General features: G+C 73.4%; 15 protein-coding genes. 7 read left to right on the forward strand and 8 right to left on the reverse strand.

The genetic code is table 11. From position 1 onward, the window contains the following. The 6 genes from ACSNOK_RS04235 to ACSNOK_RS04260 form a co-directional block, all read right to left on the reverse strand. On the reverse strand, positions 1–1814 hold a 1814-nt coding region (locus ACSNOK_RS04235; RefSeq protein WP_436779185.1), incomplete at its 3' end, for a lipopolysaccharide biosynthesis protein. Continuing rightward, on the reverse strand, positions 1807–2601 hold the full coding sequence (locus tag ACSNOK_RS04240; protein ID WP_436779222.1) for a polysaccharide deacetylase family protein: 795 nt from the start codon (positions 2599–2601) through the stop codon (positions 1807–1809). The genes ACSNOK_RS04240 and ACSNOK_RS04235, both read right to left, overlap by 8 nt. Positions 2602–2627: 26 nt before the next feature. Continuing rightward, a complete protein-coding gene (locus tag ACSNOK_RS04245) occupies positions 2628–3782 on the reverse strand; it encodes a glycosyltransferase (protein WP_436779186.1) in 1155 nt (384 codons plus the stop codon). Beyond that, a complete protein-coding gene (locus ACSNOK_RS04250) occupies positions 3779–4648 on the reverse strand; it encodes a glycosyltransferase family 2 protein (protein WP_436779187.1) in 870 nt (289 codons plus the stop codon). The genes ACSNOK_RS04245 and ACSNOK_RS04250 overlap by 4 nt, the downstream gene beginning before the upstream one ends. Before the next feature lie 416 nt (positions 4649–5064). Further along, a complete protein-coding gene (locus tag ACSNOK_RS04255) occupies positions 5065–6159 on the reverse strand; it encodes a GNAT family N-acetyltransferase (RefSeq protein WP_436779188.1) in 1095 nt (364 codons plus the stop codon). A 1-nt stretch (position 6160) separates the two neighbouring features. Further along, a complete protein-coding gene (locus ACSNOK_RS04260; protein ID WP_436779189.1) occupies positions 6161–6502 on the reverse strand; it encodes a hypothetical protein in 342 nt (113 codons plus the stop codon). Between the two features lie 547 nt (positions 6503–7049). Here ACSNOK_RS04260 and ACSNOK_RS04265 point away from each other — a divergent pair. Continuing rightward, entirely contained in the window at positions 7050–7865 is an 816-nt protein-coding gene (locus ACSNOK_RS04265; RefSeq protein ID WP_436779190.1) for an SGNH/GDSL hydrolase family protein, read from the forward strand. A 283-nt stretch (positions 7866–8148) separates the two neighbouring features. Continuing rightward, positions 8149–8415 carry a hypothetical protein gene (locus tag ACSNOK_RS04270; RefSeq protein WP_436779191.1) on the forward strand — a complete coding sequence of 89 codons (267 nt, stop codon included), beginning with the start codon at positions 8149–8151 and terminating at the stop codon, positions 8413–8415. 311 nt (positions 8416–8726) lie between these two features. Here the strand turns inward: ACSNOK_RS04270 and ACSNOK_RS04275 are convergent, their stop codons facing one another. Continuing rightward, entirely contained in the window at positions 8727–9476 is a 750-nt protein-coding gene (locus ACSNOK_RS04275) for a GntR family transcriptional regulator (protein WP_436779192.1), read from the reverse strand. Positions 9477–9529: 53 nt separating this feature from the next. Continuing rightward, positions 9530–10864 carry a homogentisate 1,2-dioxygenase gene (gene hmgA, locus ACSNOK_RS04280; protein WP_436779193.1) on the reverse strand — a complete coding sequence of 445 codons (1335 nt, stop codon included), beginning with the start codon at positions 10862–10864 and terminating at the stop codon, positions 9530–9532. Between the two features lie 247 nt (positions 10865–11111). On the opposite strand from hmgA, the gene ACSNOK_RS04285 reads away from it, so the two are divergent. From ACSNOK_RS04285 to ACSNOK_RS04305, 5 genes are all read left to right on the forward strand, one after another. After that, positions 11112–12530 (forward strand): aldehyde dehydrogenase family protein, encoded by a 1419-nt coding sequence (locus ACSNOK_RS04285; protein ID WP_436779194.1) that lies wholly within the window; start codon positions 11112–11114, stop codon positions 12528–12530. Positions 12531–12677: 147 nt separating this feature from the next. Then, on the forward strand, positions 12678–13877 hold the full coding sequence (locus ACSNOK_RS04290) for a hypothetical protein (protein WP_436779195.1): 1200 nt from the start codon (positions 12678–12680) through the stop codon (positions 13875–13877). Between the two features lie 49 nt (positions 13878–13926). Next, positions 13927–14523 (forward strand): hemerythrin domain-containing protein, encoded by a 597-nt coding sequence (locus ACSNOK_RS04295; RefSeq protein ID WP_436779196.1) that lies wholly within the window; start codon positions 13927–13929, stop codon positions 14521–14523. Positions 14524–14781: 258 nt separating this feature from the next. Then, complete coding sequence (gene ctaD, locus ACSNOK_RS04300) at positions 14782–16488, forward strand: aa3-type cytochrome oxidase subunit I (protein ID WP_436779197.1); 1707 nt, start codon at positions 14782–14784, stop codon at positions 16486–16488. Next, positions 16488–16883 (forward strand): hypothetical protein, encoded by a 396-nt coding sequence (locus ACSNOK_RS04305; protein ID WP_436779198.1) that lies wholly within the window; start codon positions 16488–16490, stop codon positions 16881–16883. Before ctaD ends, ACSNOK_RS04305 begins: the two co-directional genes overlap by 1 nt. Positions 16884–16902: the final 19 nt, after the last annotated feature.

The raw sequence follows: 16902 nt of genomic DNA on the forward strand, positions 1-16902 counted from the left end.
GCCCGATCGCGACCGCCTGCCGTCCGGCCGTCCCCGCCCGCCGTCCGGTCGTCCCCGCCCGGCGCGTGCGCGCCTCCGGCCCGTGGCGGGACGTCGCCCGGTGTCGTCGCGCGGCGCGTCCCGTCCGGCGGGAGCGGGAACGCGCCCCGGCCCGCGCCCTCCGCGCGGAGCGCCAGCGCCTCCGCGGCCGGGGTCAGGCGGACGTCCGGCCGGCGTTCGAGGTGGTCGAAGTCCAGCCGTACGCCCAGCGGGAGCGTGTCGGCGTCCAAGGCGGCGCGCAGCGCCCAGCGCGTGCCGTAGCCGCCCTCCAGGCCCCGGGCGCGCCGGCGGCGGGCGGCGAGGTCCGCGAGGTCGCCGTCCGGGGCGGCCTCGGCGGCGCGCTCCGGTGCCACCGTCCGGGGCCGGGCCGGGGCGTGGAGCACGCCCCACAGCTTCACCGCCGCCACCGAGGAGATCACCAGCAGACTGGAGATCTCCGCCACCCCCGCTCCCGTCAGCCCCATCCGGGGCAGGAGCAGCAGCGTCAGCCCCAGCACCAGGGCACACAGCAGCCCCTGAAGCCACGCCAGCCCCGCCGTCCGGCTCTGCGCCCGCAGTACGGCGAAGTACGTCTCCATGACCACCCGCAGCACCGCGCCCACCGCGAACCAGCGGAGCAGCGGCGTCGCCTCCGTATAGGCCGGGCCGAAGACCCCCAGGATCCAGGGCGCCAGGACGAACAGCAGCCCGCACACCGGAAGCATGATCTTCGCCATCCGGCGCAGGGCGGCCCGGCAGTTCTCCGCCAGCCGCTCCGGGTCGTGCGACCCCTCGACGGTCAGCGAGGCGCCCATGTTGATGGCGAGCAGGTTGACCGTGCCGCCTATGGTGGACGCGATGTAGAAGTACGCGTTCTCGGCGGAGCTGATCTGCGAGGCGACGAGCACCGGCACCAGGTAGACGACGGCCAGCGAGAACAGCGACCCGGTGTAGTCGCCGGCCAGGAACCGGCCGATCTCGCGGGCGGACGCCGGCCGCGCGGTCGCGGCGGTCGTCCGGACGTGCTCGGGGACCAGCCGGCGGAACACCAGCCAGCCCAGCGGCAGCACCGAGACGGAGATCGACACCACCCACGAGGCGAACACCCCGGCCCCCGGCAGCACCGACGCCAGGGCGATCAGCAGGGCGAGCTTGGCGGCCGAGAACGCGGTGTTCCCCACCGGCACCCACACCGCCTGGCGCAGCCCGGTCAGCACCCCGTCCTGGAGGGTCAGCAGCGACCAGGCGACCACGGCGACGACGAACACCAGGCCGTGCCGCACCCCGTGCAGCGCGTGGTAGGACGGGCCCCAGAGGTCGAGGGTGAGCAGGAAGAACCCGGCGGCCACGGCGACGACCACGGAACTGGCCGCGTAGGTGCGGACCACCAGCCGGCCCGTCGTCCGGCCCGCGACCGGTATGAAACGGGCCAGCGCGCCGGTCAGGGTCACCGCGGTGAGCCCCGCGAGCAGCTTCATGGCGGCGATGGCCGCCGAGCCCCGGCCGACCGAGTCCTCGCTGTAGTAGCGGGCCGCTACCAGCCAGAAGCCGACGCCGAGGACGGCGCTGATGCCGGTGTTGAGCATCAGGGCGAACGCGTTGCGGAACAGCGGACTGCCGCCGCCCCCGCCGCGACGGCCGCCTCCGCGGCCCCCTCCGTCGTGCCCGCCGCTCCCGTTCCCGCTCCCGCCCCGTCCCGGCAGCCGGAACCCGCGGCCCGCCGGTGCCACCGCCCGCTCCTCGGTCCGTGCGGACACGTCCTGCGCGGACGGGTCCTGGGTGGACGTGTCAGCCACGCGCCTCTCTTGCCCTTCTCATCGCCTGCCGGCCTCTGCTCGTCGCCTGCCGGCCCCTGCGGACGACGGCGTACCCCTTGGTCAGGGCGCGGTCGACGGCGAACAGCCGGGCGACCGCCCGGCCGTGCACCACGCGTTCGAAGTCGGCGATCCCCGTCGTCCGGCGCACGGTCACCCGGCGCACCGCGTACGGCCCCTGCCGGCGGGCGGCCAGGCCGTTGCCCACCGCCAGGGAGATCCCGAAGCCGGCCGAGCGCACCGCCTCCCGTACCCGGCGGCTGGAGTACCCGTAGGGGTACGCGAACGAAACCGGCGGCCGGCCCAGTTCCCCGGTGAGGATCTCCCGGCACCGCCCGATCTCGAACGCCAGCCCCTCATCGGGCAGTTGATCGAGCTGTGGGTGGGTGTGGCTGTGTCCGCCCACCTCGGCGCCGGCCCGGGCCAGTTCACGCAGCTGGTCCCAGGTGAGCATGAGGTCGAGGGCGCCCCCGGTGTCGTGCTGTCCGCGCAGCCATCCCGTGGAGACGAACACCGTGGAGCGGAAGCCGAGTTCGCGGAGGACGGGGAGGGCGTGCCGGTGCACGCCCTCGTAGCCGTCGTCGAACGTGACGAGCACCGGCTTCGGCGGCAGCGGGCGGCCGTCCCGCCAGGCGCCGGCCAGCTCCCGGGCCGTCAGCGGGACGAAGCCGGACGCGTCCAGCAGCCGCATCTGCTCGGCGAACGCCTCCGGCGTGACGGACAGCGCGTGCGTCGCCCGCGCGGGGGAGTGCGCCACCGCGTGATACATGAGGATGGGCACCTCGGCCGGTCTCGTCACCCGGACTCCTCCCCGCCGCCGCCCGGCCGGGACGACGCGCCCGGCGGCCCCCCGGCCGCCGTGGCCCCCTTCGCCGCGTCCCCGTCCACGGCGTCCCCGTCCACGGCGTCCGCGTCCACCGCGGCCCCTTCCACCGCGGCCACCGAGAACGCGCCGCCGCCCCGGCGCGCCCGGAGGCGGCCGACCGCGTAACCGGCCGTCGCGGCGGCCAGCCCGGTGACGATCGCCGCGGCCCGCCCGGCGCCGCCCGGCCGCCCGAGCAGGGCGTCGCGCAGCCCGCGCGCCACGCCCGCCGGGAGCACCCGGGTCGTGTAGCGGCGCTCGGACGCGAGCCCGTCGCGGGCGCCGACGCTGTGCGCCACCAGCGCCTTGGACAGGCCCTCGGCGTACGCCCGGGTACGGAGGTAGCCGAACCGTTCCCGCTCGGCCGGGACCCGGTGGTGGATCACCGCCCGGTCGTCGATCAGCAGCACCGCCCCGGGCACCGCCCGGGACAGCCGGATGCACAGCTCCGTCTCCTCGCAGCCCAGCGGCAGCCGGTGGCCGTCCCGGCCGATGCCGGAGGCGAACCCGCCGACGGCCGTCAGCGCCGACCTGCGGAACGAGGCGTTGCCGCCGAGGACGTTGCGCACCCGGACCCGGCCGGGCGGCAGGCCGCGGTACGTACAGCCCACCGCCCAGTCCATCTCCTCCGGGAACCACGCGGGCCGGGCCCGCGAGGCCCACACCGGCTGCGTGCGCCCCCCGACCGCCAGCACGCGCGGGTCGGCGTACGCCCGGGCGAAGTGCAGCAGCCAGTCGCGCTCGGCCACCGCGTCGTCGTCCAGGAAGGCGACCACCTCCCCGGACGCGGCCGCGACGCCGGTGTTGCGGCCGGCGGACAGGCCGCGCGGGCCGGCGTTGGCCAGCACCCGGACGCGGCCCGCGGAACCGCCCGGCGCGCCCAGCCCGTCGTCGCCGTAGACCTTGGCCAGCCGGCGCAGCAGCACCGGGTTGTGGTCCACGACGAGCAGGGTCTCGCGCGCCGGGTAGGACTGCGCGGCCACCGAGGCCACCGCGGCGAGGATGTCGCCCCAGCGGTCCTCGGTGTAGACGCAGACGACCACCGAGACGTCCGGCGTCGTGGTCCGCTCCGCCGGCGCTGTGCTCAAGACACCTCCCCGCGGCTCGCGGCCGGCGCGATGGCCAGCGGCCGGTGCGCCGGCCGCTTGCGCCGCCGGGAGCCGCGCTCGTGCAGGATGACCTTGAGGACCCGCAGCCCGTCGCGCACGGCCCGCAGGTTGCTGGCGCCGTGGATGCGGACGAACTCGTGGCTGGGGATCTCCTGGACCCGCAGGCCGGCCTTGACGACTCTGATGTTCATCAGGGTCTCCACCTCGAAGCCGGCGCAGTCCAGGTTGATGTCGTCCAGGACGCGCTTCCAGAAGGCGTTGTACCCGTAGCACAGATCCGTGTAGCGGGCGCCGAACTTGTGGTTGACGATCGAGCACAGGACGCGGTTGCCCAGCTTGCGGATGGGCGTCATGTCGTCCGTACCGCCCCCGTTGGCGAAGCGGGACCCCTTGGCGAAGTCCGCGCCGCCCACCAGGGCCGAGACATAGCTGACGATCTCGTTGCCGTCGGCCGAGCCGTCCGCGTCCACCATCACGATGATCTCACCCGAGCAGGCGGCGAACCCGGTGATCAGGGCGTCGCCCTTGCCCTTGCCCTGCTGTTCCACCACCTTGACGCCCGGCCAGAGCTCCCGGGCGACCTTGACGGTGTCGTCGGTGGAGTTCCCGTCGACCAGGACCACCTCGTGGATCCAGGACGGCAGGGTCTTGAAAACGTACGGCAGGTTCTCCGCCTCGTTCATCGCGGGGATCACCACGCTGACCGGCGGTGCTATCGCGAACTGCGGCGACACCGGGCGGTACTGGGCGGGTGGTTCCTCGGGCCGGGCGGTCTCGCCGCCGGTGTCGGCCCCGGGGGCCCGGTCGTGGTCCTGACCGGCCGCCGGGCGCAGGAACGAACTCATGAGTCTGTGTTTCCCTCTCGTCCGGAGGACCGCCCGCCCCCGAGCGGTCCCATGGTGTGTCCGGTTCGAAAAGGGGGTCTCACCCCGTCCGGTGCGGCGGGCAACCGCCGCGCGTACCGGGTGAGTTGGCGAATGGCACAGGCCGCGCGGCACGCGACTCGGCCCGGATCTCCCCGGCCGAGCGCGGCACCCCCTGCCGCGCCCCGCCCCGGTACCACCGCGGCGACTGGAGCCCCTCCCCGGAGCCGCGAGAACTGGTGGACCGATGCGGGTAGATGTACGACGGTATTGAAGCTTGAGACTGAATGGCAAGAGGTGCGTTGGAGCCTCCTCCTTTGGTGTCCTTTGTTCCTGACGCACCGTCGGGTGTGCGAACGCACACCCGGAGCGCACCGGCGCATGACGTCCGCCGCGGCTCAGACGCTCCGCCGCAAGCGTCCCACCTGCTTGAGCAGCCGGTCGGCCGGATCGAAGAGCCGGGGGCGCGTGACGATGGTGTTGCGCAGCGCGCGCACCGGCGCACGCCGGGCCTTGTGCCCCAGCGCGACCGGATGACGACGCATCACCCACCCTTCGGAGACGCTGAGTTCGCGTGTCTTGAGGGAGTCCTTGTACGTCTTGGCGCCCCGCCCGAGGTCCAGATAGGCCAGCCCGTCGGCGGCGGCCCCCTCCGCCATCCGCACATGCAGCACCAGCCCCGGCGAGTACTTCGCGAACCCCGGGTCGTACGCCGGGAACCAGCACGCCAGCACCGTCCGCGACCGCAGCCCGAAGTGCGCCGCGACCGGCCGGCCGCCCGCGTAGAGCACGGACAGCAGGCCGCCGCACGCCTCCGAGCGGGTGTGGAAGAGCTGCTCGACCAACCGGGAGATCCAGGGGCGCGCGAAGCGGTCGCTGCGCCCCGTTCTTCGGTACTGCGCCGACTTCCAGCCGATCAGCGTGCGCAGTACGTCCGGGTCGCGCTCGTCGTGCACGTACCGCACCCCGCCGGCGTCCCGGCCGAGCCGGCGCTCCTTGGCCAGCGTGGTGCGGGTGAACTTGGGCGACTGCTTGCGGAGCGCCGCCAGATAGGAGTCGAAGCCCTGCTCGACGTCGATGACGGGGGAGGGGAAGGCGCCGGCCGCCCCCTCCTCGAAGGGCTTCTGCCCCTCCACCAGGTGGTCGAACTCCCACAGCGACAGCCCGCAGGCCGCCAGCAGCTCCTTCGCGTCCCACTGGAAACCCGGCCGGTGCACCAGCCCCTGGGCGTCCGAGACGCCGAGCCCGATCGCCCGCCCGATCCCCAACGCCGTCCGCTGGAACGGGAAGAAGGCGGCCGGGGCGCCCTCCTCCCGGACCACCGCGATCCGGACGCCGCGCCGGCAGCGGCCCACCGCCAGGGCGAACTCCGGTGCCAGGAACGGGTTTCCGAGCTGCGGCGAACCGTCCTCCACCGCCCGCGCCTGCATGGCCGACCACGCCGCCCGGTCGGCCGCGGTGAGTTCCCCCGGGCGGTGGACACTGACCTCCACCTCAGGTCGTCCGGTCGCTCGTGCCGCGCCCCCGGTGGCGCCAGGCGTGCGCCAGCAGGAAGAGGAGCAGGCTGACCGCCCCGACCGCCACCACCCCGCCGCGCACCGTCCAGGTGTGCAGCGCCAGCATGGCCTGGGCGGTCAGCAGGTCGACCGCGACCGCCCCGCCGGCCGCGACCACGGCCCGGCTGAGCGGGTCGAGCCCGCGCAGCGCGGCGGCCACGCCGCAGGCGGGCGCCACGATCAGGAAGAAGAGGGTGAAGGGCGCCCGCAGCGGCGAGCCGATGTCCAGCAGCGCCAGTGCCGCGCCCGCCCCCGCCATCGCGGCGGCGGCCCCGGCCACGACGGGCAGGGAGTCCGCGGCCGGACGGGAGAAGGGGCCGCCCCTCCCCGGGCGGCCCGGCGGTCCCGAGCCGGACGGATCACCGGGCGTTTCCTGGTCTGTGGTACGGAGACCGCTGTCATCGAGACCGATGGGATCGCTGAAGCTCTGCATTGGCGACTTAGCCCCCCGAAGCGCCGGATGCCGGGCTTCAATGTCGCGCAACGGGCGAAGGCAGTCAAGACGTGAAGGACGGGCGAACAGGCTTCTGGACGCGGGTCCCGGGCACAAGCGGAGCCATGCCTCCCGGTGACCGTCCGGTGAATCCACGTCGTCGTCAACGCGCGTACGAGTGACTGCTGTTCGGGTGATCGACGGGTCGGTCCGTTGACCGCTCGCGGGTGCCGGCGGGCGGGCGGGAGCGGTCCGGCACGTCCGTGACGTCCACCATCCTTCACCGAAAGGTCACCGCGGTAAGGGTGCCCCGCAAGTTTTGTCATGGACACTTCCGGCAGCTCGGTGCCGCTGCTACCACAGGGGTGGCAGCGAACCCTGCTAGGGAGGTTCCATGAAACACCGCATCACGGGTGCCGCATCGGCCGTGGCCCTCGCCCTGACCCTCGCCCTCGGCGGCCCCGGTGCCGCCCAGGCCGCGGCGGAGGCGTCCCCCGCCGCCTCCGCCGCCCCCTCCTATGTCGCCCTGGGCGATTCGTACTCGTCCGGCGTCGGCGCCGGCGCCTACCAGTCCTCCAGTGGTGACTGCAAACGCAGCGACAGGGCCTACCCGGCCCTGTGGGCGGCGGCCAACAGACCCGCGTCCTTCGCCTTCACCGCCTGCTCGGGCGCCCGCACAGGAGACGTCCTCACCAAGCAGCTGACCCCCCTCACCCCCACGACGGGCCTGGTCAGCATCAGCATCGGCGGCAACGACGCCGGCTTCGCGGACGCCATGTCCACCTGCGTCCTCAACAGCGACAGTGTCTGCCTGAACCGGATCGCCACGGCGAGCGCCTTCATCCGCGACCAACTGCCCGCCAAGCTCGACACCGTCTACTCCGCCATCAGCACCCGCGCGCCCAAGGCCCGCGTCGTCGTCCTCGGTTATCCCCGCTTCTACAAGCTGGGCGGGGTCTGCGCCGGGCTGAGCGAGGCCAAGCGGAAGGCCATCAACAACGCCGCCGACCTGCTCGACTCGGTCACCGCGAAGCGGGCCGCCGACCACGGCTTCGCCTTCGGCGACGTCAACACCACCTTCGCCGGCCACGAGCTGTGCTCCGGAAGCCCCTGGCTGCACAGTGTGACCCTGCCGGTCGACGAGTCCTACCACCCGACGGCCGGCGGGCAGTCCGGCGGCTACCTGCCGGTCTTCTCCTCGGCGGCCTGACCCGTGACCGCGCCGGCCCCCGCGACCGCCGTCGCGGAGGCCGGCGCGGCCCGGCCGGCGAGCCCCCTCCGGAACGCGTGAACACGCCGCGACGGAGGGTGACTTCCGCCCGTTCCGCGACCCGTCCGCCACGTCTCCCGGCCGGCACTGAGCGACAGGTTCAGGCCAGTGTCGTCAACCCCCTTGACGGGGTGGTGAATCCGTTCGCGGATGCGCGGGTGACGCGATGGGGCGATAGGGTTACCCTGCCTTGGCCGGGTGCCTCGTACGGGTGGGGAGTCTCATGGACCAGATAACAATGCGCAGCAGGCCGCGTGTGCCTGCCATCGAGTGCGGGAGCGGCGCCACCGGCGCCCGCCTCGAACGCCATCTCGCGGTGCTCGCCGGCCCCGCCGTGCCGCAGCGCGAGACGGAGGGCGCGACCCTGCTGATGCGCGAGCTGACCTCGCGCGACCACGCGCGGGCGGCCGGTACCGGCCGGACGGAGCGTGTCTCCCTCTTCGCGCCCCTGCGCCGGCTCCGCCGGTCGCTGTTCGGCAGCCGCCCCTGACGGTCCCGGCGCTCGGCGCCCCGGCGTTTCCCGGCTCCCCGGTTCCCCAGCGTTCCCCGGTGCCCATCGGCGTGCCCGGCCTTCCCGGCCCCGGGCACCGGTGTCTCCGGGCCCGTCCGGCCCCGGCTCCCCTCGGCGTTCCCGCGATCCGTCCCGGCCGCGTCCGGCCGACGCACGCCTCGACGCCCGCCGTACCCCGACAACCGGCGCGCCCCTGACATCCGGCGCGCTCCCGGCGCCCGGGCGGTGTTCGGCGCACCCTCGGCACGCCCCTCGGCGCGCCCCCCAGCGCACCCCCTGCACTTCCGCGCTCAGTGCGCCTCGACGCTCACCGTGAAGGAGAAGCGGTCGCCGCGGTAGTGGATCCGCGCCACGTCCACGACCCGGCCGCTCCCGTCGTAGGTGACCCCCGTGTAGTGCAGGATCGGACTGAGCAGCGGCACCTGGAGCAGCCGCGCGGTCTCCGGGTCGGCCAGCCGCGCCTCCACCGTGTCCGTGATCCGGCTGATGCGCACCCCCAGGGCGTCCCGCAGCACCTTCGTCATGGGCCAGCGCGTGAGGTCGTCCAGGTCGATCCGGGCGGCCAGTTCGGGGCGCACCCAGTTCTCGGCCCAGTTCACCGGCTCGTCCGTCTCCCCGTCCCGGCGCAGCCGCCGGAACGCGACCGCCTCCGCGAGCCCCGGGAGGTACTCGGCCAGCTCGGCGGGGACCGGCGCCGGGCCGTGGCAGAGTACGGTGGTCCGTTCGCCGGACTGCTGGGCCACGATCGCGTCCACCGAGCCGAGCAGCCGCACGGGGGAGCCCCGGCGGGCGCTCGGCTCGATGAAGGTCCCGCGCCGCCGGTGCCGGCTGATCAGCCCCTCCTCCTCCAGCTCCTTCAGCGCCTGCCGCATCGTCAGCACGCTCACCCCGTAGTGCGCGGCGAGCGCGTCCTCGGTGGGCAGGCGCAGCGGATCGTCGGGGCGGCGCCCGAGTATGGACGCGCGCAACGACTGCGACACCTGGTACCACAGCGGCAGTTTGCGGTTGAGCGCCAGGGAGTCGGGGGCGAAGGTGGTCACGAAGGCTCCGGCTCTGCGGTGGTCCAGGGCGGTTCGGGGAGGCTCAGGGGGCCTCAGGGGCGGTAGTGCCGCTCCAGACCCTGCCACACGTCGTCGTACCCCGGCTGAAGGTGGTCCGCCTCCGCCGCCTGGGCGGTGAGCGTGACCGGCCACCGCGTCTCGAACATGAAGGCCAGCCCGTCGTCCACCTTGTGCGGCTTGAGCTCCGCGGCGCTCGCCCTGTCGAAGGTCTCCCGGTCCGGTCCGTGCGCCGACATCATGTTGTGCAGCGAGCCGCCGCCCGGGACGAAACCGCCCTTCCCGGCCGTCTTCGCGTCGTAGGCGCCCTCGATCAGGCCCATGTACTCGCTCATCACATTGCGGTGGAAGTACGGCGGCCGGAAGGTGTCCTCGCCGACCAGCCAGCGCGGCGCGAACACCACGAAGTCCACGCCCGCCAGCCCCGGGGTGTCCGACGGCGAGGTGAGCACGGTGAAGATCGACGGGTCGGGGTGGTCGTAGCTGATCGTCCCGATGACGTTGAACCGGCGGAGGTCGTAGACGTACGGGACGAGGTTGCCGTGCCAGGCGACGACGTCCAGCGGCGAGTGGTCGTACACCGCCTCCCAGAGGTTGCCGCAGTACTTGTTCACCACCCGGACCGGCCCCTCGGTGTCCTCGTAGGCGGCCACCGGGGCGAGGAAGTCCCGTGCGTTGGCGAGGCCGTTGGCGCCGATCGGGCCGAGGTCGGGCAGGGTGAACGGCTGCCCGTAGTTCTCGCAGACGTACCCGCGCGCGCTCTCGTCCAGCAGCTCCACCCGGAACCGCACCCCGCGCGGGATCAGCGCCACATGGCCCGGCTCGGCGCGCAGCAGGCCGAACTCGGTGCGCAGCAGCAGCCCGCCGCGCTCGGGGACGATCAGCAGCTCGCCGTCGGCGTCGCCGAACACCCGGTCCGTCATCGAGGCGTTGGCGGCGTAGAGGTGGACGGCCATGCCGGTGCGCTGGGCCGCGTCGCCGTTGCCGCCCAGTGTCCACAGGCCGGCGAGGAAGTCGGTGCCCTCGGGCGGCTCCGGCAGCGGGTCCCAGCGCAGCCGGTTGGGGTCCGGGACGGTCTCGGTGAAGGGGGCGCCGCGCAGGCCGCCGTTGTCGATCCGGGTGAACGGGGGGTGGGCGGCCGACGGGCGGATCCGGTACAGCCAGGAGCGGCGGTTGCGGTGCCGGGGCTCGGTGAACGCGGTGCCGCTCAGCTGCTCCGCGTAGAGCCCGAGGGGCGCCCGCTGGGGCGAGTTGCGCCCGTGCGGCAGCGCGCCGGGGACGGCCTCGCCGCTGTGCTCGTTGCCGAACCCGGAGACGTACGACAGCCCTTCGGCCGTCTTCCGCGCCCGCTCTCTGTCCGTGCCGGTCATCGTGTGCTCCCACTGCCGGAGGAATCCTCTGTATGACCGTAGGATTCGGGGGGTGGGCGCGTCAATGGACCTTGAGCGCCGTGTTCCGGACGGCGGGGGCGCGGCCCTTCCCGCGGGCCGGACCGGCCCTTGGTGCGGACGGGACGGCCGGTTAGGTTGGGTGCGGGCCCTGGGCGGGGGGTGCACCGGCACGCCGCGCCCCGGCGCCACGGCACCCACGCCCACCGCGAACGCGAGGAGACGCCCTGTGACCGCGTATGACGGGATGTTCGTCGACGGAGCCTGGCGGCCCGCCCGGGGGACCGGCCGGATCGAGGTGGTGAACCCGGCGACCGAGGAGGTCGTCGCGACCGTCCCGGCCGGTACGGCGGAGGACGTCGACGACGCCGTCCGGGCCGCCCGCGCCGCCCTGCCCGGCTGGGCCGCGACCCCGCCCGCCCGGCGCGGCGCCTGCCTCACCGCCCTGGCCGACGCCCTCGCCGCCCGGCAGGAGGAGATCGCCGCCACCGTCACCACCGAGCTCGGCTCGACCATCGGCTTCGCCCGGCGCGTCCACGCCGGCCTGCCGGTCGCCGTCACCCGCTCCTACGCCGAGCTCGCCGGGAGCTTCGCGTTCGAGGAGCGGATCGGCTCCTCCACGGTCCTCCACGAGCCGGCCGGCGTCGTCGGCGCGATCACGCCCTGGAACTACCCGCTCCACCAGATCGTCTGCAAGGTCGCCCCGGCCCTCGCCGCCGGCTGCGCGGTCGTCCTCAAGCCGGCCGAGTACACCCCGCTCACCGCCCGCCTCTTCGCCGAGTGCGTGGCCGCCGCAGAGCTGCCCGCCGGAGTGTTCAACCTGGTCACCGGGTACGGGCCGGAGGCCGGGCAGCCGCTGGCCGAACACCCGGACGTCGACCTGGTCTCCTTCACCGGCTCCACCGCCGTCGGCCGCCGGATCGGCGCCATCGCGGGCGGCGCCGTCAAGCGCGTCGCCCTTGAGCTCGGCGGCAAGTCGGCCAACGTCATCCTCCCCGGCGCCGACCTCGCCAAGGCCGTCCGCGCCAACGTCGCCGATGTCATGCGCAACGCCGGCCAGTCCTGCAACGCCCTCACCCGCACCCTGGTGCACACCGACCACTACGACGAGGCCGTGGCCCTCGCCGTCGAGGCCGTCGCCGAGTACGTCCCCGGCGACCCCACCGACCCCGACGTCCGCCTCGGCCCGGTCGTCAGCGCCCGGCAGCGGGACCGGGTGCGGGACCTGCTCCGCAAGGGCGCCGAGGAGGGCGCCCGCGTCGCCGCCGGCGGCGCCGAGCCGCCGGAGGGCCCGGACAAGGGCTACTACGTGCGCCCGACCGTCCTCGCCGACGTCACCCCCGAGATGACCGTGGCCCGCGAGGAGATCTTCGGCCCGGTCCTGTCCTTCCTGCGCTACCGGGACACCGACGAGGCGCTGCGGTTCGCCAACGACAGCGACTACGGCCTCTCCGGCGCCGTCTGGGCGGCCGACCGGGACGAGGCCGTGGCCTTCGCCCGCCGGATGGAGTGCGGCCGGGTCGACGTCAACGGCGGCGACTTCAACATCCTGGCGCCCTTCGGCGGCTGGAAGCGCTCCGGCGTCGGCCGCGAGCTCGGCGTCCACGGGCTCGTGGAGTACCTGCAGACCAAGTCGCTCCAGCTCTGAGCGGAGGCGGCCGGGCCGGGCGCACCCCGCCCGCTGGGCCGAACAGGTACGGCCGGGGCACGGCGGCCGTCCGGGAGTGAGAAGAGCGGAAGGCGGGGTACCCGTGACGGGCCCGCACTTCCGCTCCACCCCCCGAACGGAGCAGTGATGACCTTCAACCCCCTGGAGCAACGCGGCATCCCCCTCGACCGCCAGCTACGCACCTGGCGCGAGCTCGACGTGGAGCCCATCGACCCGGACCACTGCGACCCGTACACGCGGTGCCGGATCATCACCATGAACGGGATCGAGGTGGAGGCGATCCTGTTCAGCCACCAGATGGCCCGGCACTGCCCCGACCCGGCCGTCAAACGCCGCCTCGCCCAGGTGCGCTACATGGAGGCGCAGCAGCAGAAGGCCGTCAACTGGCTGCTGCCCGGCGTCTCGTCGGTGCTGGAGACGACGATCGCCTACGAGCAGGTGGCCGTCGACCTCACCGCCTGGGTCGCGCGGGCGGAGCCCGACCCGTACCTCGCGCAGGCGTACCGCTTCGGCGTCCTGGAGGACTTCGACCACCTGTACCGGTACGCCAACCTGTACGAGATGATCGAGCACCGCAAGGCCGAGTCGATCGTCGACGGCCTCACCGAGGTGATGCCGGGCCGGCCCACCCCGCTGCACCACCGGGACCCGCTGGACAACGTCCGCGACCCCTACGACAAGACGACGGTGAACCCGCTGTCGAAGCTGCACGCGCTGACGATCATGTCGGCCGAGCAGCAGACCATGAACTTCTACATGAACACCGGCCCCACCTACATGGAGCCGATCGCCCGGCAGCTCTACCAGGAGATCGGGCTGATCGAGGAGGAGCACGTCACCCACTACGAGTCCCTCGTGGACCCGGGGGAGACCTGGTGGGAGCAGCTCGTCAACCACGAGTACAACGAGTGCTACCTCTACCACTCCTTCATGGAGCAGGAGAGCGACCCCAAGGTGAAGGCCATCTGGGAGCTGCACCTCAACATGGAGCTGGAGCACCTGCGGATCGCCTGCGAGCTGATGCGCGAGCACGACGGCCGCGAGCCGCAGGAGATCCTCGCGCCCGAGCTGCCCAACGTGCTCACCTTCGAGCCCAACAAGGGCTACCTGCGGCAGCTCATCGCCGACGAGCTCGACCTCACCACCCTCGGCGCCGGCTACGTCCGGGAGGCGCACGAGCGCTTCGAGCGGATGCAGCAGGCGCTCAACGACGGCGAGACGACCCCGAGCGACCGGGTGCTGGCCATGCACCGCGAACAGTTCGGCCGCGAGTACCGGCTGGAGACGGAGGGGGAGCACCCCGTTCCCTCCCTGCGCGAGCGGTGACCGCCGGCGGAGCGGTACCGGCGGCCGGCCGACGAGGAGCGAGGAAGCCATGACCGAACAGAGCACAGGGCGCCTCATGGAGGGCGCGCCGGATCCGGACACGGACGTCGTGGGCCTGCTGACGGCCCAGCACGGCTGGATCCGCGACCTCTTCGACGAGGTGGAGCGGACCGAGGGCGACGAGCGGCGGGACGCCTTCCGCCGGCTGGTGCGGCTGCTGGCCGTGCACGAGACCGCCGAGGAGGAGGTCGTCCACCCCTTCGTCCGGCGCTCCGTGGACGGCGGGAAGGACATCGCCGAGGACCGGCTGGCGGAGGAGCGGGAGGCCAAGGAGGCGCTGAAGCGGCTGGACGGCATGGACCCGGACGACCCGGAGTTCCTGCCCGGCCTGCTCGCCCTGCGGTCGGCGGTGACGGAGCACGCCCGGGCCGAGGAGCGGTACGAGTTCGCGCAGCTGCGCCGGCTGGACGACCCCGGCAAGCTCGCCGCGATGGCCCGCAGCGTCAAGGCCGCCGAGGCCATGGCGCCCACCCGGCCGCACCCGGGCGTGGAGGGCGCGGCGAAGAACATGACCCTCGGCCCGCTGGCGGCCCTGGTCGACCGCACGCGTGACGCCGTGCGCAAGGCCATGGGCAAGGACGGCTGACGTCCCCGGGGTGAGGGGCGGGCGGTGCCCGGCGGGCGCCGCCCGTTCCGCCGCGCGCACACGGCGTCCGGCGTCCGTCCCCCGGCCGTTCCGGCCCCCCGTCGTCCCGGTGGCCCGGCCGCGCCCACACCCGGAGCAATGCGGCACCCCCGAGGGCCCGTACCCCTATCACGGTGAAGGCGCCGCCGACCCGGGCGGCCCGCCGGCCGGTGGGGGCGTCGGAGCCATCCGCCTCCGGAGACACGCGGAAGGACGGACATGGCGAACCTGACGATGGAGCCCGAGGCTCCGGAACGCGCCCCCTCGCGGGGCGTGGGCGCGGTGGTGGTGGACTGGCTCTCCACGACGGACCACAAGAAGATCGGTTCGCTGTACCTGGTGACCTCGTTCTGCTTCTTCGCCTTCGGCGGGCTGCTGGCCCTGCTGATGCGGGCGGAGCTGGCACGGCCGGGCCTGCAGATCCTGTCGACCGAGCAGTTCAACCAGGCGTTCACCATGCACGGCGCGATCATGCTGCTGATGTTCGCGACCCCGCTGTTCGCCGGGTTCGCCAACGCCATCATGCCGCTGCAGATCGGCGCGCCGGACGTGGCGTTCCCCCGGCTGAACATGTTCGCCTACTGGCTGTACCTCTTCGGGTCGCTGCTCGCCGTCGCCGGCTTCCTCACGCCGCAAGGTGCCGCCGACTTCGGCTGGTTCGCCTACACCCCGCTCTCGGACGGCGCGCACTCCCCGCAGGTCGGCGCCGACATGTGGATCATGGGCCTGGTCTTCTCCGGCTTCGGCACGATCCTCGGCTCGGTCAACTTCATCACCACCGTCATCTGCATGCGGGCCCCGGGCATGACCATGTTCCGGCTGCCGATCTTCACCTGGAACGTCCTGCTCACCAGCGTGCTGGTGCTGCTCGCCTTCCCGGTGCTGGCCGCGGCCCTGCTGGCCCTGGAGGCGGACCGCAAGTTCGGCGCGCACATCTTCGACGCGGCCAACGGCGGGGCCATCCTCTGGCAGCACCTCTTCTGGTTCTTCGGCCACCCCGAGGTCTACATCATCGCCCTGCCGTTCTTCGGGGTCGTCACCGAGATCATCCCGGTCTTCGCCCGCAAGCCGATCTTCGGCTACGCGGGCCTGATCGGCGCGACGATCTCCATCACCGGACTGTCCGTCACCGTCTGGGCGCACCACATGTTCCCCACCGGCGCGGTGCTGCTGCCGTTCTTCTCCTTCATGTCGTTCCTGATCGCCATCCCGACCGGCGTGAAGTTCTTCAACTGGATCGGCACCATGTGGCGGGGCTCGCTCTCCTTCGAGACGCCGATGCTCTGGGTGACCGGCTTCCTGGTCACCTTCCTCTTCGGCGGCCTGACCGGCGTCATCCTCGCCTCGCCGCCGATGGACTTCCACGTCACCGACTCCTACTTCGTCGTCGCCCACTTCCACTACGTGGTGTTCGGCACCGTCGTCTTCGCCATGTTCGCCGGATTCCACTTCTGGTGGCCGAAGTTCACCGGCAAGATGCTCGACGAGCGGCTGGGGAAGATCCACTTCTGGACGCTGTTCGCCGGCTTCCACACCACGTTCCTGGTGCAGCACTGGCTCGGCGCCGAGGGCATGCCCCGCCGCTACGCCGACTACCTCGCCGCCGACGGGTTCACCTGGCTCAACACGGTCTCCACGATCGGCTCGTTCCTGCTGGGCCTGTCCACCCTGCCGTTCCTCTACAACGTCTGGAAGACCGCCAAGTACGGCAAGCCCGTCAAGGTCGACGACCCCTGGGGGTACGGCCGTTCGCTGGAGTGGGCCACCTCCTGCCCGCCGCCGCGCCACAACTTCTGCACCCTGCCCCGCGTCCGCTCCGAATCGCCCGCCTTCGACCTCCACCACCCGGACATCGCCCGGCGCGACCAGGAGGAGAACGTCGGACGGCGCGACGTCGTCGAGTCCGACTCGGCGGGAACGCGCTGATGCGGGCGGGAAACGGGCCCGGCGGCGGAAGCCGGGCGGCGTTCCGGCCGCCCGGTGACGCGGACGTCGCGGCGGGGATCAACCGGCTGGAGGGCTACCTGCTGCTGAAGGCCGAGGCGGACGCCGCCCGCCGGGCGGCGGAGGCCTTCGCCGACCGCCTGCCCTGGCTCGACGGACCCCAGCGCGCCGAACTCGTCGACCTCTACACACGGGACCGCCTGGACCGGCACCGCCGGGCCCTCGAACGCCTCCGCGACCGGGCCCTGGGCCTGCGGGCCGAGTACGCCCGGCGGTACGCGCTGCTGCGCCGCCGGCTGGTCTGCGTCACCCTGCTCGCCCTTCCGGCCGCCATGTGCGGCGCCTACGTCCTGGCCGCGGCCGGACGCGGGACCTGACACCGCGGGCCCCTCGCCA

This window comes from Streptomyces sp. URMC 126 (assembly GCF_051386555.1).
In the GTDB taxonomy this organism is placed as follows: domain Bacteria; phylum Actinomycetota; class Actinomycetes; order Streptomycetales; family Streptomycetaceae; genus Streptomyces.

Bases quoted from the DNA above. Each gene is read 5' to 3' on its own strand.
- ctaD (WP_436779197.1), top strand. From the start codon at position 14,782: ATGGCGAACCTGACGATGGAGCCCGAGGCTCCGGAACGCGCCCCCTCG.
- ACSNOK_RS04305 (WP_436779198.1), top strand. From the start codon at position 16,488: ATGCGGGCGGGAAACGGGCCCGGCGGCGGAAGCCGGGCGGCGTTCCGG.
- ACSNOK_RS04250 (WP_436779187.1), bottom strand. From the start codon at position 4,648: ATGAGTTCGTTCCTGCGCCCGGCGGCCGGTCAGGACCACGACCGGGCC.
- ACSNOK_RS04265 (WP_436779190.1), top strand. From the start codon at position 7,050: ATGAAACACCGCATCACGGGTGCCGCATCGGCCGTGGCCCTCGCCCTG.
- ACSNOK_RS04295 (WP_436779196.1), top strand. From the start codon at position 13,927: ATGACCGAACAGAGCACAGGGCGCCTCATGGAGGGCGCGCCGGATCCG.
- ACSNOK_RS04270 (WP_436779191.1), top strand. From the start codon at position 8,149: ATGGACCAGATAACAATGCGCAGCAGGCCGCGTGTGCCTGCCATCGAG.
- hmgA (WP_436779193.1), bottom strand. From the start codon at position 10,864: ATGACCGGCACGGACAGAGAGCGGGCGCGGAAGACGGCCGAAGGGCTG.
- ACSNOK_RS04290 (WP_436779195.1), top strand. From the start codon at position 12,678: ATGACCTTCAACCCCCTGGAGCAACGCGGCATCCCCCTCGACCGCCAG.
- ACSNOK_RS04240 (WP_436779222.1), bottom strand. From the start codon at position 2,601: ATGTATCACGCGGTGGCGCACTCCCCCGCGCGGGCGACGCACGCGCTG.